We start from the raw sequence: 22101 nt of genomic DNA, 5'->3' as shown, positions 1-22101 counted from the left end.
TCGTCGGGCCAACTTCGGGCACGACCTTCCGTTCGTGCGACGCCCATGATCAAGCCGGCGTGTCCGGACGAAGGATAAGCTTCGGCGCAGCGACGCGGCTTGCATCCATGTCGGCGAAGGCAACCGCGCCCGCGACGAGGGGGCGCTCCTCGACCCAATCGAGGGGGCCCAGCCGGCCATCCGCAAGGGCCTCAACAACGTCGCGGAACTCCTGCATCGTGTAGCAGTAGCTGCCCGAGACCACGATTTCCTGAAGCGTGATCTTGCGAACGTCCAGCCCCCGCTCGCCGGGGAGAAGCCCGATATGCACGATGACCGCCCCCGGCCGGGCGAGCTGGCTCGCCTTGGCCCGCGTCGCGTCGCTGCCGACGGCATCGAGTATCAGGTCGGCGCTGTCGGGACCCGAACCCTCGGCATCGTCGGGCGCTCGGCAGCGGGCCGTCGGGAGGCCGCGCGCGGCTTCGGCGCGCCGCTCGGGATTCGGCTCGATGATGACGACCTCGCCCGCACCCTGCATGGTCAGGACCAGACCCGACCCGAAACCGATCGCGCCGCCGCCCAGCACCACGCAACGCGCCCCCGCCAGGGGCCGTCCGAGAAGCCGCGCCCCCTGGTTGACGGCGTGGTAGGCGACGGCGAGCGGCTCGGCGAGGGCTGCGTGCGTGGTCGACAGCGCGTCCGGGATCGGCACGAGGCTCTTCTCGGGGACGCAGACGTAGTCCGCGAAGGCCCCTGGGCGCGGAGGCATCGAGAGGATCTGCCGGCTCGGGCACAGGTGCGTCCGCCCGGATTCGCAGGCCGGGCAGTGTCCGCAGGTGACCAGCGGATTCACCGCCACGCGCGCGCCGGCCTGCGGCCCCTCCGCGACCCGTCCGGCGGCCTCGTGGCCGAGGACCAGCGGGGCGGGGCGCCGGGCATCGTGACCGTGATAGGCGTGCATGTCCGAACCGCAGATGCCGACCGCCTCGACCCGCACCAGCACCTCGCCGGGCCCCGGCACGGGAACCGGCACGTCGTCGACGATGAGCGCGTTCGGCCCGGTGTAGATCAGCGCTTTCATTGCGGGGCCTCGGACAGGCGGGCGTTCATTTGGCGGTGAATCCCCCGTCGACCGGCAGGGTCTGTCCGGTGACGTAGGCGGAGGCCTCGGAGGCGAGGAAGACCGCCGCGCCGTAGAGGTCGGTGAGCTCGCCGTTGCGGCCGCAGGCCGTCTGGGTGGCATTGCGGGCCGCGCGCTCGGAATCGGCGAACACCGCCTGCGTCAGCGGCGTCGGGAAGAAGCCGGGCGCGATCGCGTTGCAGGTCACGCCGCGGGCCGACCACGCTTCCGCGATGGCGCGGGTGAGCTGCACCACCGCCCCCTTGGCGGCTCCGTATGGCGCGGAGTCCGGGAAGGCCCGGTAGGATTGCAGGGAGGCGACGTTGATGACGCGCCCGAATCCGCGGGCCGCCATCCCCGGCGCGAGGGCCTGGGTCAGCAGGAAGGGTGCCCGCACATGCAGAGCCATGTGCCGGTCGAAGGCCTCTGCCGTCACGGCCGCGAAGGGCTGGCGCAGGTTCATCCCCGCGGCGTTGACGAGGATATCGACCGGCCGGCCGTCGAGCCGCGCGACGAGGTCGGCGACCGCGGCGGGCTCCGCGAGATCGGCGGGCTGGACCTCGCTGGCGATCGCCTCCGCCCGCAGGTCCTCGGCCGCCGCCGCGAGGTCGGCCGCGCGGCGGGCGGTCAGGATCAGCCCGGCCCCGGCGAGGCCCAGCGCGCGGGCCAGCGCCAGCCCGAGCCCGGAATTGCCTCCCGTCACCAGAGCCGTCCGCCCGGTCAGGTCGAACAGGCGCGTCAGGCGGAAGGTCATGCGGTCACCGCCTCGCCGAGATCGAGGCCATGGCCGGGGAAATACTTCGCCAGCCGGTGGTCGGCCGTCCGGGCATGGGCCTCCATGCCCTCCAGGCGCGAGATCCGCGCCGTGGCCTGGGCGATGGTCTTGCAGGCCTCCCGGTCCATGCGCTGCCACGTCAGCGGCCGCAGGAACTTGTGCACGGACAGCCCGGCTGAATACCGGGCGGCGTACTTGGTCGGGAGGATGTGGTTCGGGCCGGAGGTCTTGTCGCCGAAGGCGACCGTGGTCTCCTCGCCGAGGAACAGCGAGCCGTAATTGCTGAGCTGCGCGAGCCACCAGTCGAGGTCGGCGGCGTGGACCTCCAGATGCTCGCTCGCGTAGCGATCGGAGACGGCGACGATCTCCTCGCGGCTCCCGCACACCACCACTTCGCCGTAGTCGCGCCACGCGGCGGCGGCCGCGTCCCGCGCCGTGGGCGGCAAGGCGTCGATCAGCGCCGGCATGCGCGCGATTACGTCGTCCGCGAGGGTGCGCGAGGTGGTGAACAGCCAAGCCGGGCTCTCGTGCCCGTGCTCGGCCTGGCCGACGAGGTCCGAGGCCACGAGCGCCGGGTCGGCGGTCTCGTCGGCGATGATCCCCACCTCGGACGGCCCCGCGAAGACGTCGATCCCGACCCGGCCGAACAGCATCCGCTTGGCCTCGGCCACGTACTTGTTGCCCGGCCCGACGATGATGTCGGCGGGCTTTCCGGTGAACAGGCCGAAGGCCATCGCGGCGATCGCCTGGACGCCACCCAGCGTCATGATCACGTCGGCGCCGGCCACCTGCATCGCGTAGAGCACGTAGGGGTGGATGCCCTCGCCGCGGAAGGGCGTCGAGCAGGCCACGACGGTCGGCACGCCCGCCGCCTTGGCGGTGGCCACCGACATGTAGGCCGAGGCGATGTGGGCGTAGCGCCCGGTGGGCACGTAGCACCCCGCGACGTTGCAGGGGACGAGCTTCTGGCCGGTGACGAGGCCTGGTACCAGCTCCACCGAGAAGTCCTGGACGCTGTCGCGCTGGGCCTCGGCGAAGCGCCGCACCTGCCCCGCCGCGAAGGCGATGTCCGCCTTGACGCGCCCGGGGATGTCCTTCGTGCGCCGGGCGATCTCCTCGGGGGTCACGACGATCTCGCCGGTCCAGCGGTCGAGGGAACGGGCATAGTCCCGTACCGCCTCCTCGCCCCGCGCCTCGATGGCGGCGAGCATCTCCGTCACGACCTGCCGCGCCGCGTCGGTCTCGGTCTCGGGCGTCTTGGTCGCCCGCTTCGCGTAGTCGATCGTCATGATCCCTGCCTCTTTACGGATGTCTCGAACGAATTCGGACGGTGCCCTTCGGGAGGGCGGAGCCGGGGTCCGCCACGGCGCGGGCTGGCCCCTCTGGCGGCAGCGCTGCGCGCCCGGCGACCGCTTGCGCTCAGTGCGGGGCTGCGGCCGCGTCGAACTCTGTGGCGAAGGCCCGGAGCTTCGGATCGGCTGCGACGCGCTTCATGAAAGCGTCGTCGATGTATCCCTTGGCATCGGGCGCCTGTGGGATGGTGCCGACCTCGGCCATGAACGTCCCGATCCGCGAGAACCAGCCGTCGACCTGCGAGGGGCCGTCCGCGCGCGCCATCGCCTCGAGCTGCGCGTCGAGGCCGTAGGTCGGGCGCAGCGCGAATTCCTGGTCGATGGCGTGGTCGGACGCCTCGACGCCGCCCTCGGCGTAGAAGCGCTTGGCCATGTCGTGCGCGTCCTTGGGATTCGCCTTGGCCCAGCCCCAGCCCCGGAGATAGACCGCGAGGAACTTGGCGACCGCGTCCGGATGCGCCTTGGCGAAGTCGGCGCGGGTGATCAGGGCGCCGGGCACCATGGCGTCGGCGTCGGCCCCGCTGCACAGAACCTGCGCGCTGGCCTTCTCCTCCAGCGTGTAGGTGTTCGGCGCCCAGACGCCGACCACCTCGCCCGCGTCGGCGATCATCGCCGAGATGATCTGCGCCTGTCCGAGGTTGACGAAGCGCATCTCGCGCGGGCCGAGGCCCCACTTCCGCAGGCAGGCGCGGGCGGCGTAATCGGCGGTGGAATTGGTGGTGACGAGGAGCTTCTGTCCGGCAAGCTGCTTGGGATCCTTGAGGATCGCATCGTGCCGTGCGGCGCGCACCATCAGCGCGTTGGTCTTCGATTCGTCGTTGGTGAGGCCGATCGTCAGCAAGCCGAAGCGCGCTGCGCCGAGGATCGCCGGCACGGAACCGGTCCCGCCGACATCCCAGGATCCCGCCTGCGCGGCGGCGACCTGGGGCGCACCCGCTGGAAAGACGGCGAAGGTCGGCTCGAGGCCGACCTCCTTCCACCAACCCTTCTGCGTGGCGATGTAGAAGGGCAGCGCCCAGTAGAGCGAGGGCTGATAGGACACGCCGATCCGCTCGGGCTCTGCTGCCTTCACCCGCGGGGGCGGCGCGATCACCGGCGCCAGCGCCAGGACGCCGGCCAGGAGCCATGCCCGCCGCCGGCCGCCCCGGCACCCTTTGCCTCGAATCTCGGCCATGTCGCCTCTCCCTCGGGTCGCGGATCGCCGGCTCACCGGCCGGCCGCCTTCTCGTCACGCAGCGATTTCCAGATGTGCGTCCGCAAATGGACGAACGATTCGAGGTCCATCACGTCCTCGATGCGGGCGTGCTCCTCCCAGCGTTCCGCTTCGCGGACCGCTTTGACGTCGATCATCTCCTTGATGCGCCCCGGGCGCTTGGTCATGACCGCGACCCGGTCGGCGAGGTAGACGGCCTCCTCGACGCCGTGGGTGATGAACAGGACGGTGCGCGGGTTCTTGCGCGCGAGGCGGACGAGTTCCTCCTGCATCACCACGCGGGTCTGCGCGTCGAGGGCGCCGAAGGGCTCGTCCATGAGGAGAACCTCGGGCTCGAGGACGTAGGCGCGGGCGATGGCGACGCGCTGCTGCATGCCGCCGGAGAGCTGGTGCGGGTATGCGTCGGCGTGGCTCGAGAGGCCGATCATGTCGATCGCCGCGGCGACGCGCTCCCGGCGCTCGGCAGCGGGCATTCCCTTGTTGCGAAGCCCGAATCCGATGTTTTGCATCACGGTCTTCCACGGGAACAGCGCGAACTGCTGGAACACCACGGCGCGGTCGGGACCCGGCTCGGTGACCGGCTGTCCGCCGACGGTGATCCGGCCGCCGGTCGGGGCCTCGAACCCGGCCGCGAGGCGCAGGCAGGTCGTCTTGCCGCAACCCGAGGCGCCGACGATGGCTACGAACTCGCGGTCGGCCACCGTGAGGTCGACGCCGTCGAGCGCCTTGACGTGGTTCCCGAAGCTCTTCTCGACCCGCTCGAACCGGATTGCGCTCATCGGATCCCCTCAAGCCTGTCCGTGATGCCGGCGGAGGCGGGTCTCGAGCGCGCGCAACGCGACGTCGATGACCACGCCGACGAGGCCGATCGCGACCATTCCGACCATCACGGTCGCGGTCGAGACGGCCCCTTGGGCTTGCACCATCATGTAGCCGACCCCCGTCGAGGCCACGATCAGCTCGGCGCCGACCAGCGATTGCCACCCCAGGCCCGCGCTGATGCGAAGGCCGGCGACGATCGAGGGCAGGGCGGCCGGCAGGAGCACCTCGGCGATCATCCGGTAGCCCGGCGTTCCGAGCATCTCGGCGGCTTCCAGCAGGCGCGCGTCGATGTAGCGGGCGCCGCGATAGGCGTTGATCAGGCAGGGCGGAAACGCGCCCGCGAAGATGATCAGGATCGGGCCACCGATCCCGGTGCCGAACCAGAGGGCGGCGAAGGGCACCCAGGCGATTGGCGCGATGAAGCGCAGCCCGTCGAAGATCGGCGTGACGATGTCGTCGAGGAGGCGCGACCAGCCCATCGTCAAGCCGAGCGGCACGCCGACCGCGGCGGCGAGCAGGTAGCCGACCAGGAACCGCTGGAGGCTGGAGGCGACGTGGGCGGGGAGCGTGCCCCCCGCGAACGGCCGCTCGGTCAGGGTCGCGAAGCGCTCCGCCACGGCAACCGGTCCCGGAAGGAACAGCGGCGAGACGAGGCCGGACCGGGCGAGGAACGCCCAGAAGCCGAGGAAGGTCAGGGTGCCGATCGCGCCGAGGACTAGGCTGCGGTGCAGCGGCAGGGGCTGGCGTGACGCGATCATGCCGCCCCCCGCAGCTGCGCCCAGCCGATCGCCCGGCGTTCGGCCATCCCCAGCAGCGCGGTGCTGCCGGCACCGAGCACGCCGACGGCGGCCATGCCGACGAGGATCATGCCCGGGTAGAGGTCCTGCTGCGCGACGTTCAGGACGTAGCCGAGCCCGGCGAGCGAGCCGACGAGCTCGGCCGCGACCAGGGTGGTCCAGCTTGCCTGGAGCGCCAGGCGCAGTCCCGTGAAGATCATCGGCGCTGCCGCCGGCGCCAGAACGTCCAGGACAAAGCGCAGGCGCGGCGTGCCGAGCATCTGCGCCGCCTCGACGATGTGCGGCGGCACGCCGCGCACGCCGGCCTGGGTGCTGATTACCGCCGGAGGCAGCGCCGCGATGACGATCACCATCACCTTGGCCTCGTCGCCCAGGCCGAGCCACAGGATGGCGAGCGGGATCCACGCGAGCGGTGGGATTGGGCGCAGCAGCAAGAAGACAGGATTGATGAGGGCTTCGGCCGTGCGGTTCCAGCCCATCAGCATGCCGAGTGGAACGCCGAGCGCCACCGAGACGACGAAGCCCAGGGCCACGAGCCGGAGCGAATGCAGGACATGGACGAGAAGCGTCGTATCGGGGTAGCCCCGAACGAGGGCTTGGACTGCAGCCGCCTCCACGTCGACCGGCGCGGGAAAGCGTCCGGCCGAGATCAGGCCGAGGCCGGTGGTCGCGACGTACCAGAGGACGGCGATGACGACGAGCGTCGCCATGCCGACGCACATGCGGCGGCTGAACTTCACGGCGTTTCCTCGCGCTGCGGTGGCCGTCTTGTCGCGACGCACCGCATGAGCATTCAATGAATGCGCTTTCATTGTGCGCCTCACGGCGGCCTTGTCAACCGTGGGTCCTCTTTCACCATTGCCCCCGTCCCGCGGCGCCCTTTTCGGACGGCGATCCGGTGCGGCGGTTGCGTTTTCGTGAATGCGCATTCATCACTGCGCCGGTCGGGATCCGGTCCAGAGTGACTTGCCGTGAAACGTCAGCAGCGCGCGACATTGCAGGCGGTTGCCCAGCGGGCGGGCGTTTCGCCGGCGACAGCCTCGCGTGCGATGGCCGGCGCCGCGATCGTCCACCCGGACACGATCCGCCGGGTACGCGCGGCGGCGGAATCCCTCGGCTACCTGCCCGGCGGCCCGGCCCAGGCCCTGGCATCCGGGCGGACGCACACGATCGGCGCCATCATCCCGACGCTCGATCACTCGATCTTCGCCCGCGCGGTCCAGGCGCTGCAGACAACCCTGGGCCGTAACGGCTATCAGCTCCTGATCGCGGCGCACGAATATGCGGCTGCGGAGGAGGCGGCCCTCGTCCGGTCTATGCTCGGTCGCGGGGTCGACGCTTTGATGCTGGTTGGCGCGGACCACCTGCCCGAGACCTGGGCTCTCGTCACCGAGGCCCCGATCCCGGTGGTGCTGACGTGGTCCTTCGATGACCGGCTCGACTCGATCGGCTTCGACAACGCGGAGGCGGGCTATCTCGCGGCCCGGCACCTGCTCGCCAAAGGTCACCGCCGCTTCGGCATGGTCTCAGGCTTCACCCAGGCCAACGACCGTGCGCGCCTTCGCATCGACGGCGTGCGGCGGGCCCTCGCGGCGGAGGGGCTTGATCTCTCGAACGCCAGGGTATCGCAGCAGCCCTTCACTCTCGCCGGCGGCCGGGCCGGCCTCCTGCAACTCTTGGGGCTGGCTGAGCCGCCGACGGCCGTGGTGTGCGGCAATGACCTCCTTGCCGTCGGCGTGCTTCTCGAGGCCGAACAACGCGGCTTGGACGTTCCCCGCGATCTGTCGGTCGTCGGGATCGACAATCTTGAGATCGCGAGCCACATCGCGCCGTCCCTGACGACGATCCACCTTCCGACCGCGGAGCTTGGACGGGAGGTGGCCGAGCATCTTCTAGCCCGCCTACGCGGGGAAGCGCGCGCGCGTCGGACAGAGATGCCGATCGAGCTAATCGAACGTCGTTCGTCGGGACCGCTTCCGGTGCCCACAGGTCAGCCGGTCGCGGGGCAGCAGCACGGCGTCAAGTGATCTATCCGACCGGACCATTTAGATGTCATCGAATGTTGCGGAATGCGCTGTTTCTTCACGGTTTGCTTCTCCCGTCAGGATCTCACAAAACCGGAAAACTCGCATTCAGGCCGGACCAAGCCGAAGGGGGGACGTCATGGAATTCCCGTCCCAAGCTTCGTCGAGTCCTACCGCGACCGGCGGTCCGCCTAACTGTCGGAAATGATGTCGTCTGATTTGTGATCTTGTCGCGGGCGGATATTTCGTCCGCCTCACGCGTTCCACTAGTCCGCGCGATGGTCAGTCCCGGCGCAGGCGGATGAGGACTGACCCCATGACGCTCCTGATGATCGTTGCGCTGGCCATCGCCTTGGCCGGTGTTGCCGTGACGTTCACCGCCCTCCGGTTCGCCCCCATAACAAAGCATGTCGCCAGTTGGGATATCGCCCTCGTCGGCGGGATCAGCACCGGCGCGTTGGGTAGCCTCGGCGCACTCCTGCTGGTTTTTACCGCGTGAGGCGGTTGGGAAAAGTCAGCTGCAGAGCGTGGTCGGACCGAGCGCCGGGAGCAAGTAGCACCGCCGTTGCGTTCATGAGCATGAGACAGAGGCCGACGCTGCTACCGCTTGGCCATCGGAGCGGATGAGGATGGTCACGGGCCGGCAGCGTCTCGCAGCACGGATCTCCATCCATTGGTCACCTGTGGAACTGGCTAAGCGCGCCAACGTGCCACTGAGTGTCGCGGCGCGAGTGCAGGGCAACCCTGGCGAGCCGGCGGGCACCATCACGCACCTGAACGCCCTGATGCAGCCGTTGCGCACTGCCGGCACTCCATCGTGATGCGGCCCAAAGCTTGCGGGGCCAACGTCGATCTCGATGCCTCTCTTTAGGACTGAGCCCATGCGCATTCTTGTCGGCTGCGAGATGACCTATGAGTTCCTCCAGCCCACCCCCGTCATCGCAACGCTCAACGTCCACGCATCGCGCTTCTCCGATCTCGAACGGCCCGATTACCTGATCACGAGTCCGGCGGTTCCGCTGGACGGCTATCGCGACAGCTTCGGAAATTGGTGCAACCGCATGGTTGCTCCGGCAGGGCGCTTCACGCTGAAAACCGATACGATCGTACGGGATCACGGCAGAGGTGATTTGCAGGAGGCGGACGCCCAAGAGATCGCGGTCGAGAAACTGCCTTCCGACACTGTGCTGTTTCTCCTCGGTAGCCGCTATTGCGAGACCGATCGCCTCTCGTCCATCGCCTGGGATCTGTTTGGCCATTTCCCGCCCGGCTGGGGCCGGGTGCAGGCGATCTGCGACTACGTCCACGAGCGGATCACCTTCGGGTATGAGCATGCCCGTCCAACCCGGACAGCCTTCGATGTCTTCGAAGAGCAGCATGGCGTTTGCCGTGACTATGCGCATCTGGCGATCACGTTCTGCCGCTGCCTCAACATCCCGACCCGCTACTGCAATGGCTATGTCAGCGATATTGGCCTGCCTTTACCGCATGCGCCCGGCGATTTCGCGGCCTGGATGGAAGTGTATCTTGGCGGTCGCTGGCACACCTTCGACCCCCGCAACAACAGCTCGCGGATCGGCCGGATCCTCATCTCTTATGGTCGTGATGCCGCGGATGTACCGCTGACGCTCACCTTTGGGGCGAATAATCTCGTTGGGTTTCATGTGACGACAGAGGAAGCACCACACCGATCCTGAACAGCTGTCGTGGTCGGCGATGCTTTCGACTGTCCCCGAGAAAGCCTGCATGCCGTCGAGATCGGCGACCGCTCCCGTCAGCCCGTGATCAGATCGGGCGGCGGAATGGTTTGTCCAAAACTAGACTGAGAACGCTCGCCCATTGACATCAACCTGCGATAGTCCGCAGGGGTTACCTATGTTGAAAAACTTTCCACAAGGCCCGGCTACCTTCGGTGGCCGCGGCCTGGCGTTCGTGCACGGCACCCGCGTCGTGGTGAAGGTCTGCCCGACCTGTTCGCAGTGGAATTCTTCAAAGGCGGCTGACAGGGGCATATGCGGGTGGTGCGCCTACATTCCCTCCTGTGAAGATTTGGAGCCGGCTGCGAAACACGACGCCGCGACGTAGGGCAGCCATCCCGGTGATTGGATCTGGTGGGGCGCCTCAGCCTGCTCGCTTGGCACCCCAGTTACCGCTGCACTCGATTATGCCACCACACGGGCGCCCTGTGCTGCTGTCGCTCCCTTTCGCGGTCAGGCTACCGGCGATCGGCACCTTGTCGGTGCGGCTGGTGATCATGGCCTGAACCGCGCCACCTGCCGACACACCGCCATCGATGTCGACGTCCTGCCCGGGGATGGAGGCATCGCTGACCTTGATCTGCAGGCGATAGCAAGTGCTGGCCGAGTGACCCGCATCCACGAGGTGGTCCGAGTTCAAAGTTGGTGCAGCGTTGGCCTGGAGTTGACCCGGTTTGTGGTCCAGCACCAGCCTGTGGCCGCCGGTGTCGACCGTGGCCCGCTCGGACGCGGATTCCCAACCCCGTGAGGTCACCCGCGCCTTGTCGTGGTTCCCAATCAGCAAGTGCTTTTGGCCCCGCAGCGCCCGAAAAATTCGGCGCACTGCTCCGGGCTCGCCCCCATGGCGAAATCCCCGAGACGGAACACCGTTTCCTTAGGGCGGACTGTCGCGTTCCACGCCTCGATCAGGAAGGCGTTCATCTCCTCGACGGAGGCGAACGGGCGACGGCACATCCTGATGCCGCCGCCATGGTTGAGGTGATCGTCGGCGTTGAACAGCACCGGGCCGGAGGGAGTGAAAATCCGGTTCTTCATGAAGGAAGCCTCCTGTCCAAGGGGCTGCGCGCAGCGTCACGCCCCCGGGGGTAGCGGTCTCTGGTGGGGGGTGCGTATGCGTTTCATGGTGCTCTTCTAAGCCTGGGCGGCCGGTTGAATCGGCAAGATCGCATCTTGCCGAATCGCCATCGCGGATGGATTCGGCGGATGGTTACCGAGACCCTGGCCCGACCGTTTAGGTCAGCACGAGGGCGGCTTCCGGGTGCCGATGTACATGCTTGGGCCGGCTTAAATGCAAGCCTCGCGCGGGCCGTCCGAGAACGAGAAAGCCCCGGCGTGGAGGCCAGGGCTTCGGGACTAAGTCATTGAGATTGTTGGTAGCGAGGGAGGGATTTGAACCCCCGACACAAGGATTATGATTTGAACGCGAGCACGGCTAAGCCATTGATAGGGCAGGGGACGCCAGGGTGCTGCGCTAGCACTGCGCTACCTCGCAGCTGTGGGGCTCTCATCACCCCGAGCTCTGAGACGGCTGGCATTGCTAAGCTTGAGGCGGTCTATGCTCACGGCAAAACAAGAGAGACGAGGCGCCCAGAAGCAGACATGTAAGCTGCTGAAGAAGCAGGGCGTGGCACCCGAGGTGTGGGTTGCGGCCAAGTGCCCGTCTTGAGGCGCTATCCGCTCCTACCAGTTCTCAAGCCCGTGAGACCGTCCGAACGCGGCTGTGCGTTCCGCCCGAAATACATTGGACTGCAGGCCGGCGATCCATTGGCGCCCGCTCACCGTCACCTCCAAGTACTTTAGCGCGCTCTCCAGATGCGAAGATACGCTTTGCCAAAAGAACTCCGGGTATCGTTCGACCAGATCGGCAGGCGATGTGTAGCCCAGGGTGGCGTTGGTCCCGGCCTCCTCGAACTCGTGAAAGAGCGCATTGACTTTACGGAGGTAGAGTAGGTCACCCATCTGCCCGATCAGATCCGCCGCCCGGACCAGGCAGGCCTCATCGTCCAAATGGCTGTCTAGAGCGCTGGGCTTGGCCGGAAAGCGAGTTTGCTCGATGGCGCGCATGACGCGGTTCGCGTCCAGGATTTCCGATTGGCCAAATCGCGCGGCGACAAACAATTTGGATCGGTCGACGTGGTAGGCGGTCAGCGCCGCGTCTGAGGCGCCACGCGGCAGCACGATGCGGTGGCCCGCATCGTCGACGATATATCCCTTCACAGGGCAATCGCCTCTCAGAACGCCTCGGACGTATCCGATGTCATGAAAGAGGCAGGCGGCCAGCAGGTGTGCCCAGTCCTCGGGCGAAGTGAACTCAAGTAGAGTTTTGCCGCGCAAAATGTCGAGGCCGACCTGCGTCACAAGCAGGGTGTGTTCTAAATCGTGGTAAAGCGCGTCAGAGTTCCCCAAGCATTCAAGGGCAAGGCGGGCAGCGGCGCCGACCCTCTCGGCCAAAGGCGCTTGGCTGGTACCGAACGTGCTCTGGAGCTCGGCGGCGAGGTATTCGCCTAGTGCCCGTGAAGCAAGCTGAGCGGTCGTGATCATGCCGGGCACTCCCGCCGCCGAACGGAACCGTCCCTTCTACGGCCGCCTTTCCAGACTTTGTCGTACGCCTGCAGCCGGCCGAGGCGCATTATCTTAGACAGTACGCGCTGCGGCTGACGCACATTCAACCGTGGCAAGTGGGGCGGCCTCGATTTGCCTGGACCTGTCCCCCTCAAGAAGTCTGGCCAGGTGATGTTGCCGGCCTGGATGACCACGGTGCTTCTCGTGTCTCCTCAGCACCGTCGCAGATGACTAGCCGACCACCAATCCTCATCCAACGACGGGACGATCGCAATCGCAACTTCAGCGACCAAGCAGTCAGCCACTATCGGTTTCTTTCTGCTCCGATGGCGCGCTAGCGGCGAAACCGACCGCCTCCGTAAAAGGCACGGCCGCCGTGGAAACCGCCGACTCGACGGCCGTAAGCGGCGCGTCCGCCGTAGACCCGGCCCCCGCGGTAGCCGTAAACGCGCCCGCCCCGATAGCCATAAACGCCGCGACGGTAGCCATAGACGGCCCCGCCCCGGTAGCCGTAGACACCCCGCCCACCGTAGTAGCCCCCATAGCCGTTCCGCCGGCAACCACCATACGGTCCGCGGTGAAAGCCAAGGCCGCAGCCCCCGGCCGCCTCGGCCACGCTGACGCCAAACTGCCCCTTCTCCGGTGAGCCCAAGCTAAGCCAACTCCCAAGGAACAGAGCGACAAACACCACGAGCCTTATGCGTCGCATCTCGTGCACTCCACTGTGATCCAAAGCGCGCCAACAGGTGTCATCGCCGCAACAAACGACATCGTGGTCCAGTGTGGATCCTATATGCCCGCACCGCTTGATCGCTCGGGACATCGCAAAACGCTTGTCGTCGAAATATCGGCCCGAGCTCGGCAGTTCACGACGAGCTTGAACCGGACGACAATCGCTGAACTGGCGAGCCCGCATTCATCGCAAGAAGCCGCCAGGTAAACCGATGGCGAGGAACGTCGCCCGCGCCAACGGTCGGAAGTCGAAGGTCCGCGCCGCTGTCGAGCACGTCTTCGCCCGGCAGAAGGGGCCGATGGCGCTCGTCGTGCGCACCATCGTCATGGCCCGCGCCGCAGTGAAGATCGGGCTAGCCAACCTCGTCTACAACATGAACCGGGCGGTCTGGCTCAACGACTCCCGAACGAGGACGGTCTGAGGACCAGGAGCGAGGCGATCCGGCCCGGATCGGGCTGGCGTGTAGGTCGCGTGAGATCCACAAAGCGCCCAAACTCCCAGCCCACCCTTAGAGAAGCTGCTGTCAGACTGGTTTTTGGAGGTGTCCAGCTGGTTGGAAGCTCCCGCGCCGCAATGGTCGTACTCCCAGCTGTCAGATCAACGCAGATCTCTCACCTTATTTGCGAGTTTTAATAAAGCCCAAGCCACTACCAGAGTGACAATGATCGAAAGTAAGATGCGATTAAATGGTAGCATCTCATCAAACGCAATGTAATTGTAAGCGATTGATCCAGCAAATCCGCTTATAGAACCGACCCAAAGCATCAAACTCCTTCGAGAAATTGGCATTGTATCGGCTCCAACCCGTTGGGGTTGCGCTGAAATAAATCGAGTGCTGAAGATATAGTTTGTGATTGCGACTACAACAAATCTCAAAGGAAGCAAGGCCCCTGTCCCATTCGATCAAGCGAGGTTGGGTGGAGCAGCATTAACGTACATCGATAGATGAGGCCTGTCATCAGCTTTCGCCTGAGCTGGCTAGGCTAAAAGAAAGTTATCTTGATGTCGAAGGCAGATGAAACGCGCACCCCGTTCAGTGCGAAGGCGAATACCCGCTCTTCGAAGAGCCTCAGCCCCCGTTCGGTCGATCGCGGCGCGAATAAGCCCACGCAGCGCATCGACCAGTTTTTGCTCATGCACTCGGGTCGGTTTGATCGATGGCGAGATATCGCGGTCATTGCCGAAGCCTGGCAGGCTGGCACCAAGCAGCGGGAGGATCTTGAAACCGCTATCCAGGCAATCGACCCGGTTGAGGGGTACCACGCCTATCCGGGACCGAAGCTCTTGGCGGCGCTCCGCGACCGTGTCGCGGAGAACGACGCGAGCGGGACCGCCCGCATGGCGCTCCGGATCTCCAATGCATTGCTCACACGGGCTTACCGAGACCGGGGTACGGAATGGGATCCGCGTGCCGAGCTGGAGCCGGACGAGGTCGGCGACGTAATGCCGCCTGGTCTGGGCGAGGCAGACGTGCGCCGCCCCTATTTTGAAGTGCTGTTCGTGTCCGCGCAACCAGCTTCTCGGTGGCCGGCGCTCGCCCAAGAGGTGAAGCGGCTTCGCCGCCCTGAAGATGCGTTCGTTTACGAGCCGATTTTCGTCGGTTCGTTCGAAGATGCATTCTGCGCGGCGGCGATCAACCCGTCCATCATTTCAGCGGTCGTGCCGGAGGGCTTCACATTCCGGTCGCGTTTTGACGCGCCTGTGCTGCGGGACGTTCTGCAAACACTGGGCGTGAACGACGATCGCAGCACTTCCGCCTTGCGTCTTGCCGGCGCTCTGAAGCGCATCCGGCCGGAGCTCGACATCTTCATCCTCTCGGAGCGCCGGGTTGAGGAACTCGCGGGCGATCCGGCCGCGGATTGCGTGCGCCGAATCTTCTATGCGGTCGAAGAGCCTCTGGAAATCCACCTCTCGATCCTCGAGGGCGTTCAGGACCGATACGAGACACCCTTCTTCGATAATCTTAAGCGGTACGCGCGGCGGCCTGTCGGAACTTTCCATGCGCTCCCGATCGCGCGCGGCAAGTCGGTTTTCAAATCCGATTGGATCCGCGACCTCGGCGCATTCTACGGCATCAACCTGTTCCTAGCCGAGAGTAGTGCGACGACGGGCGGTCTGGACAGCCTTCTCGAACCGACCGGTACCATCAAGCGGGCGCAGGACATGGCAGCGCGCGCCTTCGGCGCCGACCATGTCTTCTTCGTGACCAACGGGACCTCCACCTCGAACAAGATGGCGGTTCAAGCTCTGCTCGGGCCTGACGACATCGCCATCGTTGACCGGAACTGTCACAAGTCGCACCACTACGGCATGGTGCTCTCCGGCGTGCAGCCGATCTACGTCGAGGCGTTCCCGATGACGGAATACTCGATGTATGGAGCCGTCCCGCTGGCGGAAATCAAGCGGGCGCTGCTCGCGTCCCGCGCTGATGGTCGCCTGGAGCGGGTCAAGCTGCTCGATCTGACCAACTGCACCTTCGATGGTCACATGTACAACGTACGCCGGGTGATGGAGGAATGCCTCGCGATCAAGCCGGATCTGATCTTCCTCTGGGACGAGGCCTGGTCTGGATTCGCGCGGTTTTCGCCTTTCCTTCGTCCTCGCACCGCGATGGGAGCGGCAGCCGATATCGAAGCTTGGTTGACGGATCCTGCCTCGCTCGACGCCTATGAGGACCAGCAGCGTGAGCTTGGAAGCCAGCCTTCGGATGAGGTGCTACTGAAGACGCGGTTGGTGCCCGACCCACGTCAGGTACGGCTTCGGGTCTACCAGACGAACTCAACCCACAAATCGATGTCCGCGATACGGCAGGGCTCCATGCTCTTGGTCAAGGATGTCGACTTCCACACCGTGCAGGCGCAGTTCCGCGAGGCGGTATTCACGCATGCCTCGACCAGCCCTAACCAGCAGCTCATCGCGAGCCTCGACGTGGCCCGCCGTCAAATGGAGCTCGAGGGCTACGGGCTGGTCATGAACGCGATCGAGATCGCGCTCAGAATCCGAAAGGCAGTCAACACGCATCCGCTGGTGTCGCGCTATTTCAACGTCCTTGGAGCCGAGGGCATGATCCCGGCGGAGTACCGCCAGTCCGGTTTCAAGGACTACCTTGATCCGAGTGCGACTTGGGCCGACGTCGTTCGCGCCATGAGTGAGGATGAGTTCTATCTTGATCCGACGCGCATGACGCTCGTCTGTGGCACGGCGGGCTTCGACGGCACGCAATTCAAGGGCCTGCTGGCGAGCAAATACGATATTCAGCTCAACAAGACGTCGCGAAACAGTGTACTGCTGCAGTCGAACATCAACAATACTCGTAGCGATGTCGCCCACCTGATTCGTGTTTTGGTGGAGATCGCTCGCAATATCGAGGACGGGCTTGCCGCCGGCGGAGAAGCGGAACGCGCCACTTTTGAGACTCGCGTTAAGTCGTTGATGACCGACGTGCCGGATCTGCCGAATTTCAGTCATTTTCACCAGATTTTTCGCGAAGACTCAGGCGAAAACACACCCGAAGGCGATATCCGCGCGGCATTTTTCAGCGCCTACGATCCTTCGTTTTGTGAATACGTGCCCCTGTTCGGTCCGGAATGCGATCGGCGGCTACGGGAGGGGCCGGAGATGATCTCGGCCAACTTCGTCATTCCCTATCCTCCCGGGTTCCCGATCATGGTGCCGGGCCAAGTACTGACGCAAGAGACCGTGGATTTCATGCGTAAGCTCGATGTGAAGGAGATCCACGGCTACGAGAAGACGAGAGGTCTTAAGCTGCTCAAACCAGATGCTATCGCAGCGAAACGTAGAGCCAAATCATCCGCGACTCCGAAGGGGAGCCGGAGAGCGGCATAGATAAGGTTGCAAGCACAGGGACGAAGCGAACCCGAATAGGAGGCCTACATGTTCGAGTGGTTTGCAAACACGCTTCGTCAGTATCCTGAGATCGCTATCTTTATCGCTCTCGCATTCGGCTATTATTTCGGATCCTTCACATACAAGGGTCTTGGGATCGGCGCCGTGACGGCGACACTCATTGCCGCCGTGATCATCGGCCAGATCGGCATCAGCGTGACTGGGCCGCTCAAGCCGTTCTTCTTCCTTATGTTCCTGTTCGCGATCGGTTACGCAGTGGGACCACAATTCGTCCGGGGTGTCGCGAAGGATGGTCTTCCACAAGCCCTCTTTGCCGCCGTTGTCTGCGTGTTTTGCCTCGCGGGTGGTTATCTTGCGGCGAAGCTTGGGGGCTATGATGCGGGGTCCGCAGCTGGTCTCTATGCTGGCTCGCAGACGATCTCTGCCTCCATGGGTCTCGCGACCGACGCGATCAACCGGTTGCCGATTTCCGAAGATCAGAGCAAGGCTCTCCTCGATGCGATGCCGGTAGCCTACGCCATTACCTACATCTTCGGCACGCTGGGTTCTGCAGTGGTCATCGCTCTGCTCGGCCCGGCGCTGTTGGGCATCGATCTCGAAGATGCCTGCAGGCGATACGAGGAGAAGCATGGCGGGACAAGGGTAGCCGGGGGGCCCGGAACCGCATGGCACCAGTTCGATCTGCGTGCCTACCGCGTTCGGCCGGACGGGATCATCGTTGGGAAGACGGCGGCAGAAGCAGAGCGGATGCTGCCGGAGCAGCGGATATATATCGAACGGGTTCGCCGCGGTCGGGAGATCATGGATGCGAACGCTGATACCGTCATCCAGGCGGGAGATGTGGTTGCTGTCGCCGGACGGCGCGAGGTTCTGGTAGATCTGATCGGCACGGCGGCGGAAGAAATCGATGACAGGGAAATGCTCGCGGTTCCCATCGAGGGTCTCGATGTCTACGTAACGAGCAAGGAAATCGACGGGCGCTCATTAGCCGAGCTGGCTCAAAGTCACTGGGCGCGAGGAGTGTTTTTACGGAAAATTACACGGGGAGCTACCGCGATCGACATCCCAATCCTGCCGAGCACCAAGATCAATCGCGGAGACATTCTCACGCTTGTAGGCCGCAGTCAGGACGTGAGCCTGGCCACCAACGCGATCGGATATCCCGACCGCGCGACCGATGTGGCCGACGTTATGTTCATCGGCGCGGCGATCGCGATTGGCGCACTGGTGGGGGCGATCGTCTTCAACGTCGGCGGGGTGCCGCTGACCCTCTCAACATCCGGGGGCGCCTTGATCTCGGGCCTCTTCTTCGGCTGGTTGCGTTCCGTGCGTCCTAAGTTTGGGCGGATCCCGTCCTCGACAGTCTGGTTCATGAACTCGGTCGGCTTGAACGTTTTCATTGCAATCGTCGGCATCTCCTCGGGACCGAAATTCATCGCCGGATTGCAGCAGCTCGGTTTCGGCATCTTCCTTTGGGGTATATTCGCCACTACCCTACCGCTTGTTCTTGCTATGTATGCGGGAAAGTACCTGTTCCGCTTCGACGATGCCATTTTGCTTGGGGCTGTCTCAGGTGCCCGCACCACGACGGCTTCGCTTGGGATGGTCAACGATCGGGCAAAGAGTCAAATCCCCGGCCTCGGCTATACGGTGACCTATGCGGTCAGCAACACGCTTCTGACAATTTGGGGAATGGTCCTGGTCATCCTGTTGACTTAGAGCGCCACGTCGGCCGATCGACACTGCTATTGGTCGGAGTGAGAAGTCCGTTTGCAGAAGCCGGCGACACGGGCGAAGATTACGTCGGCTGACTTGGTCTAAACGAATGGCTTGGGATGAGCGTTATTTTCAATGAGCGACAGGCTCCCGGACGAGTTTGCCCCTCGGTCGGCCACCTGACCACCGACTTGCATCTGTCCGAGCTCGTCGAGCCATAAGGACCTTCTTGGAGCCTCAGAAATGGCCCCGGAAGCTTCAGCCCTACAACTCAGTAGGTGATTACTGCTATAAACCGGAACGAGCCCTACGGGTCGGCTCAGAACACCACTGGAGCGTGGCTCGCGGATGTCTGGGGGAGATCCCGATGTACCAGCACATTCTTGTCCCTACCGACGGGACGCCACTTTCCGCCTCGGCCGTGAAGCAAGCTATGTCGCTCGCTAAGACTGTCGGAGCGAAGGTGACAGTGCTCACGGTAGTTCACCGGCTCCCGACATTGGCTTTGGGGCCGTCGAACCCGTACGCGGATGAGTTCAGGCGAGATGCACATGCCGAGGCCGAGCGCAGGCTCACCGAAGCGGAGCAGGAAGCCAAGCAGGTTAGTGTCCCTTGCGAGGTCGTGAAAGTCGAGGACCGGCAACCGTACGAGGCCATTATCGAAACCGCCGGCGCCCGGGGCTGTGACCTCATCGTCATGGCCTCGCATGGCAGTCGTGGCATTTCCGCCCTCGTCATTGGCAGTGAGACCATGAAAGTTCTCACGCATTCCAAACTGCCCGTTTTAATCTACCGCTGACCGTCACCAGGACGGCCGCGAATGCGAACCCGCGGGCCGCCCCCAATGCGCACGGCAACCGCGCCCGCAGCTCAATTCGACTGGACAATCCGCACGCGCAACCGCTTAGGCCTCCGCCTATTAGACAGCTTATATTAATACCAATTCGTCAATCAGGATCACTGATTAGCCTTCAGCGGTCGCCAGTTAGCCTCAATCAGCTCTAACCCCGGTACCTCCGATGACAATGTCCGGCTCTCCACTTCGGTCGTCGCGACCCGCGGGCTTCGGTGGTCGTTTCCCAGGCGATCGAGCAGAGTTAGAGCGTTAAATGTTGCCAGGAGGAGGTAGGTGACCCAGAGCACGGCTCTGACGTGCTCGGCATGCTGCTCCAGCTGCAGGATCAGGATGGCCCCGGCCGTGAACATAGCCGCCATCGCTAGAGGCATGATTAGAGGGGCAGACATCGCTCTATCCCGGATCGCCAGCATGGCGAGCGCCTGAGCGATTGTGCCGTGCCGCCAGATCGGTCGCTTGATGCGACGGGTCACCTCAACCCATCCGGTTGTCGGTCCGACAGTCGGACCGGGCGTGCTGCCCCTTCCTCACCTACCGGCGAAAGCCTCGGCCGCCATGGAAGCCGCCTCTGTAGACGCCGACGCGTCGCCCGGCGTAGACTCCGCCGCGGTACCCGTGGACGCCACCCCGGTAGCCGTAGACACCACGCCCACCATAGCAGCCCCCATAGATGCTCCGTCGGCAGCCGCCACGGCCCGGTAGGAGTGACCTGCGGGTATCTTTGCCGCTCTCGGCTCCCCGCCTACCGACGGCAGTTCGCGGTGCTGCAAGCCCTATTGCAAGTAAGCGTGACCGGTGACTAGAATGCTCCCGGATCAGCAAGCTACTCAGATCAACTGAGGCTATTCTCGATCCGTGTTAGGGAGGGTGTTATGCTTGCATTCGCATGCCTCTTCACTGTGCTCGCCGTGCTAGGATCTCTCATCGGCTTAGGCACCGTTGGAAACCCAATTGGCGCACATCACATGACAAGTTACGGTTGGGCGCTATGCCTCAACGCAACGTCACTCGCCATGCTTTTGATCTATCTGCGCTTTTCCCAGAAAAGCTCGCCCTTCTCGTAAAGTTTCTTCGCTGATGCGGCTGATCGGCCAGCTCATAAGCCGTCTTTGCCGCCTGAAGATCAATGCCAGCGGCTGAGAGCCGATCTTCACAGCGGCCGCGCGTCTTGCCGAAAAGCCTGAGTATCCGGACGGAGGAAGCGCCTCGGCCGCGGTTCCGACGACACGCAGAACACTGCGATGTGGATCGTAAGCCGATCCGACACGAAGGCGGCAAGCTCGGTCGGCATGCCTAACCGGTGGTGAACACCACCGGGTACGCGTTTGCGGCAGGCTTGTACGGAGCGGACCCGGTGTTCATGAACTGGTGTTAGTAGCCGCAGGTGCAGCCGCCGTACCCCTGCGTGGGGTAGCCGTAGCCGTAGGCGGCGGGGGCGTAGCCGCCATAGTAGGAGTCGCCGTAGCCGTAGCCGCCGTAGTAGTTGCTGGCCGCAGCCCCGACCGCCGTGCCGACCGCGAGACCGGCAAGACCTGCACCGACGCCGTAGCCATAACCGCGGCCACCGTACCCGTACCCCCGGTAGCCGTAGCCGCGCCCGCCGTAGAAGCCGCGCCCGCCGTAGAAACCGCCGCGGTAGCCACCAGCCACGCCTCGATAACCACCTACGCCGCCGCGCCAGCCGCCACCGCCGAACCCACCACCGCGGTATCCGCCGCCACCAAAGCCGCCGCCGCGGAAACCACCACCTCCGAAGCCGCCACCGCGGAAACCACCACCTCCGAAGCCGCCACCGCCGCCTCGGAAGCCGCCGCCACCGAAGCCACCGCGGGCCTCAGCGGAATCCGCGGCGACCAACGAGCCCATGCCGAGCGCGGCCAGGGACACCAAAACAAATTTGCGCATCGCATTCTCCATGTCCCCAGCCACGAAAACGGTACTACGTTTTTTGATCCCGGATCGCCTACCTGTTGTGCGCGATCATCTGTATGCTGGACCTCAATCCTGGTTAGCAGCTAGCGAGCTCCGGGACGGCGCTAGTAGGCGTAGTAGGCAGGCCTGTATGGGCCGGGCGGATTCCCGCTATAACGTCCGGCCGCCGGCACGCTGGCGCCAACGACCGGGGCTACGAGGTCGAAGGGTAGAAGAGCCGCGCCAGCGGAGATGAAGCCCGCCAACGCACGCACGTCGTCGGGCTGCCGCCGATCACGCGAAATAAACGCCGTCTCTCGTTGGAACCTCAGATTGCATGCTCGCAAGGGGAGGCCGCCGGCAGGGGTGCAGGCGTCGTGCCGGGCGCAGGCAGCATCGAGCGCGTCGATGGGGAGACGAGGCGCGTTGTTGCCGAGCCCGCAATAGTTGCCGTGGATGAGCGCCGCCGGCTGGTCCACGTCGATCACCGACTGGGCAAGCGCAGGCGAGGTCAGGCAAGCGGCAAGAACAAGGGGAGGTAAGATCCCGAGGGTCATGGCTTTTGACTTCGTGACAGGTGGATGCAGCCCGAGACGGACGGGCATGCCTTTCAGTAA

20 protein-coding genes and 1 pseudogene are annotated in these 22101 nt (G+C 64.7%); 7 read left to right on the top strand and 14 right to left on the bottom strand.

The window, feature by feature from the left end:
- Positions 1-49: 49 nt before the first annotated feature.
- The 7 genes from JOE48_RS06035 to JOE48_RS06005 form a co-directional block, all read right to left on the bottom strand.
- Complete coding sequence (locus tag JOE48_RS06035) at positions 50-1060, bottom strand: alcohol dehydrogenase catalytic domain-containing protein (RefSeq protein ID WP_210028643.1); 1011 nt, start codon at positions 1058-1060, stop codon at positions 50-52.
- Positions 1061-1085: 25 nt separating this feature from the next.
- Positions 1086-1853 carry an SDR family oxidoreductase gene (locus tag JOE48_RS06030; RefSeq protein ID WP_210028642.1) on the bottom strand — a complete coding sequence of 256 codons (768 nt, stop codon included), beginning with the start codon at positions 1851-1853 and terminating at the stop codon, positions 1086-1088.
- On the bottom strand, positions 1850-3163 hold the full coding sequence (hisD, locus tag JOE48_RS06025; RefSeq protein WP_210028640.1) for a histidinol dehydrogenase: 1314 nt from the start codon (positions 3161-3163) through the stop codon (positions 1850-1852). Before hisD ends, JOE48_RS06030 begins: the two co-directional genes overlap by 4 nt.
- A gap of 130 nt (positions 3164-3293) precedes the next feature.
- Positions 3294-4400: an ABC transporter substrate-binding protein gene (locus JOE48_RS06020; RefSeq protein WP_210028639.1), complete on the bottom strand. Its 1107-nt coding sequence runs from the start codon at positions 4398-4400 to the stop codon at positions 3294-3296.
- 32 nt (positions 4401-4432) lie between these two features.
- Positions 4433-5218: an ABC transporter ATP-binding protein gene (locus tag JOE48_RS06015; protein ID WP_210028637.1), complete on the bottom strand. Its 786-nt coding sequence runs from the start codon at positions 5216-5218 to the stop codon at positions 4433-4435.
- 9 nt (positions 5219-5227) lie between these two features.
- Entirely contained in the window at positions 5228-6019 is a 792-nt protein-coding gene (locus JOE48_RS06010; protein ID WP_210028636.1) for an ABC transporter permease, read from the bottom strand.
- Positions 6016-6798 carry an ABC transporter permease gene (locus JOE48_RS06005; RefSeq protein WP_312893094.1) on the bottom strand — a complete coding sequence of 261 codons (783 nt, stop codon included), beginning with the start codon at positions 6796-6798 and terminating at the stop codon, positions 6016-6018. The genes JOE48_RS06010 and JOE48_RS06005 overlap by 4 nt, the downstream gene beginning before the upstream one ends.
- A gap of 231 nt (positions 6799-7029) precedes the next feature.
- On the opposite strand from JOE48_RS06005, the gene JOE48_RS06000 reads away from it, so the two are divergent.
- The 3 genes from JOE48_RS06000 (at position 7030) to JOE48_RS05990 (ending at position 9779) form a co-directional block, all read left to right on the top strand.
- A complete protein-coding gene (locus JOE48_RS06000) occupies positions 7030-8085 on the top strand; it encodes a substrate-binding domain-containing protein (RefSeq protein WP_210028633.1) in 1056 nt (351 codons plus the stop codon).
- Positions 8086-8398: 313 nt separating this feature from the next.
- Complete coding sequence (locus tag JOE48_RS05995) at positions 8399-8581, top strand: hypothetical protein (RefSeq protein ID WP_210028631.1); 183 nt, start codon at positions 8399-8401, stop codon at positions 8579-8581.
- Between the two features lie 382 nt (positions 8582-8963).
- Positions 8964-9779 (top strand): transglutaminase-like domain-containing protein, encoded by an 816-nt coding sequence (locus JOE48_RS05990; protein WP_210028630.1) that lies wholly within the window; start codon positions 8964-8966, stop codon positions 9777-9779.
- A 424-nt stretch (positions 9780-10203) separates the two neighbouring features.
- On the opposite strand, the gene JOE48_RS05985 is transcribed toward JOE48_RS05990, so the two are convergent.
- From JOE48_RS05985 to JOE48_RS31165, 4 genes are all read right to left on the bottom strand, one after another.
- Positions 10204-10623 (bottom strand): hypothetical protein, encoded by a 420-nt coding sequence (locus JOE48_RS05985; RefSeq protein ID WP_210028628.1) that lies wholly within the window; start codon positions 10621-10623, stop codon positions 10204-10206.
- Complete coding sequence (locus JOE48_RS05980) at positions 10617-10874, bottom strand: hypothetical protein (protein WP_210028627.1); 258 nt, start codon at positions 10872-10874, stop codon at positions 10617-10619. The genes JOE48_RS05985 and JOE48_RS05980 overlap by 7 nt, the downstream gene beginning before the upstream one ends.
- 645 nt (positions 10875-11519) lie before the next feature.
- Positions 11520-12380, bottom strand: coding sequence for an HD domain-containing protein (locus JOE48_RS05975; RefSeq protein WP_210028626.1), 861 nt, complete (start codon positions 12378-12380; stop codon positions 11520-11522).
- 355 nt (positions 12381-12735) lie between these two features.
- Complete coding sequence (locus JOE48_RS31165; protein WP_409518629.1) at positions 12736-13110, bottom strand: GCG_CRPN prefix-to-repeats domain-containing protein; 375 nt, start codon at positions 13108-13110, stop codon at positions 12736-12738.
- Positions 13111-13303: 193 nt separating this feature from the next.
- Here JOE48_RS31165 and JOE48_RS05970 point away from each other — a divergent pair.
- From JOE48_RS05970 to JOE48_RS05955, 4 genes and pseudogenes are all read left to right on the top strand, one after another.
- A pseudogene (locus JOE48_RS05970) lies at positions 13304-13555 on the top strand (IS5/IS1182 family transposase); the annotation flags it as partial.
- Positions 13556-14268: 713 nt separating this feature from the next.
- Complete coding sequence (locus tag JOE48_RS05965) at positions 14269-16980, top strand: decarboxylase (RefSeq protein ID WP_210035594.1); 2712 nt, start codon at positions 14269-14271, stop codon at positions 16978-16980.
- Between the two features lie 48 nt (positions 16981-17028).
- Entirely contained in the window at positions 17029-18720 is a 1692-nt protein-coding gene (gene aspT / locus JOE48_RS05960; RefSeq protein ID WP_210028625.1) for an aspartate-alanine antiporter, read from the top strand.
- Positions 18721-19084: 364 nt separating this feature from the next.
- Positions 19085-19516 (top strand): universal stress protein, encoded by a 432-nt coding sequence (locus JOE48_RS05955; protein ID WP_210028624.1) that lies wholly within the window; start codon positions 19085-19087, stop codon positions 19514-19516.
- 158 nt (positions 19517-19674) lie between these two features.
- Here JOE48_RS05955 and JOE48_RS05950 read toward each other — a convergent pair whose 3' ends face one another.
- The 3 genes from JOE48_RS05950 to JOE48_RS05940 all read right to left on the bottom strand — a co-directional run bounded on the left by JOE48_RS05950 (position 19675) and on the right by JOE48_RS05940 (position 22041).
- On the bottom strand, positions 19675-20046 hold the full coding sequence (locus tag JOE48_RS05950; RefSeq protein ID WP_210028623.1) for a hypothetical protein: 372 nt from the start codon (positions 20044-20046) through the stop codon (positions 19675-19677).
- A gap of 898 nt (positions 20047-20944) precedes the next feature.
- A complete protein-coding gene (locus tag JOE48_RS05945; RefSeq protein ID WP_245252725.1) occupies positions 20945-21478 on the bottom strand; it encodes a hypothetical protein in 534 nt (177 codons plus the stop codon).
- Between the two features lie 131 nt (positions 21479-21609).
- Positions 21610-22041 carry a hypothetical protein gene (locus JOE48_RS05940; RefSeq protein ID WP_210035593.1) on the bottom strand — a complete coding sequence of 144 codons (432 nt, stop codon included), beginning with the start codon at positions 22039-22041 and terminating at the stop codon, positions 21610-21612.
- Positions 22042-22101 lie beyond the last annotated feature (60 nt).

The organism is Methylobacterium sp. PvR107 (assembly GCF_017833295.1).
In the GTDB taxonomy this organism is placed as follows: domain Bacteria; phylum Pseudomonadota; class Alphaproteobacteria; order Rhizobiales; family Beijerinckiaceae; genus Methylobacterium.
This window is presented reverse-complemented; position numbering and strand designations above follow the sequence as displayed.

Bases quoted from the DNA above. Each gene is read 5' to 3' on its own strand.
- JOE48_RS06035 (WP_210028643.1), bottom strand. From the start codon at position 1,060: ATGAAAGCGCTGATCTACACCGGGCCGAACGCGCTCATCGTCGACGAC.
- JOE48_RS06030 (WP_210028642.1), bottom strand. From the start codon at position 1,853: ATGACCTTCCGCCTGACGCGCCTGTTCGACCTGACCGGGCGGACGGCT.
- hisD (WP_210028640.1), bottom strand. From the start codon at position 3,163: ATGACGATCGACTACGCGAAGCGGGCGACCAAGACGCCCGAGACCGAG.
- JOE48_RS06020 (WP_210028639.1), bottom strand. From the start codon at position 4,400: ATGGCCGAGATTCGAGGCAAAGGGTGCCGGGGCGGCCGGCGGCGGGCA.
- JOE48_RS06015 (WP_210028637.1), bottom strand. From the start codon at position 5,218: ATGAGCGCAATCCGGTTCGAGCGGGTCGAGAAGAGCTTCGGGAACCAC.
- JOE48_RS06010 (WP_210028636.1), bottom strand. From the start codon at position 6,019: ATGATCGCGTCACGCCAGCCCCTGCCGCTGCACCGCAGCCTAGTCCTC.
- JOE48_RS05995 (WP_210028631.1), top strand. From the start codon at position 8,399: ATGACGCTCCTGATGATCGTTGCGCTGGCCATCGCCTTGGCCGGTGTT.
- JOE48_RS05990 (WP_210028630.1), top strand. From the start codon at position 8,964: ATGCGCATTCTTGTCGGCTGCGAGATGACCTATGAGTTCCTCCAGCCC.
- JOE48_RS05980 (WP_210028627.1), bottom strand. From the start codon at position 10,874: ATGAAGAACCGGATTTTCACTCCCTCCGGCCCGGTGCTGTTCAACGCC.
- JOE48_RS05975 (WP_210028626.1), bottom strand. From the start codon at position 12,380: ATGATCACGACCGCTCAGCTTGCTTCACGGGCACTAGGCGAATACCTC.
- JOE48_RS31165 (WP_409518629.1), bottom strand. From the start codon at position 13,110: ATGCGACGCATAAGGCTCGTGGTGTTTGTCGCTCTGTTCCTTGGGAGT.
- JOE48_RS05965 (WP_210035594.1), top strand. From the start codon at position 14,269: ATGCACTCGGGTCGGTTTGATCGATGGCGAGATATCGCGGTCATTGCC.
- aspT (WP_210028625.1), top strand. From the start codon at position 17,029: ATGTTCGAGTGGTTTGCAAACACGCTTCGTCAGTATCCTGAGATCGCT.
- JOE48_RS05955 (WP_210028624.1), top strand. From the start codon at position 19,085: ATGTACCAGCACATTCTTGTCCCTACCGACGGGACGCCACTTTCCGCC.
- JOE48_RS05945 (WP_245252725.1), bottom strand. From the start codon at position 21,478: ATGCGCAAATTTGTTTTGGTGTCCCTGGCCGCGCTCGGCATGGGCTCG.
- JOE48_RS05940 (WP_210035593.1), bottom strand. From the start codon at position 22,041: ATGACCCTCGGGATCTTACCTCCCCTTGTTCTTGCCGCTTGCCTGACC.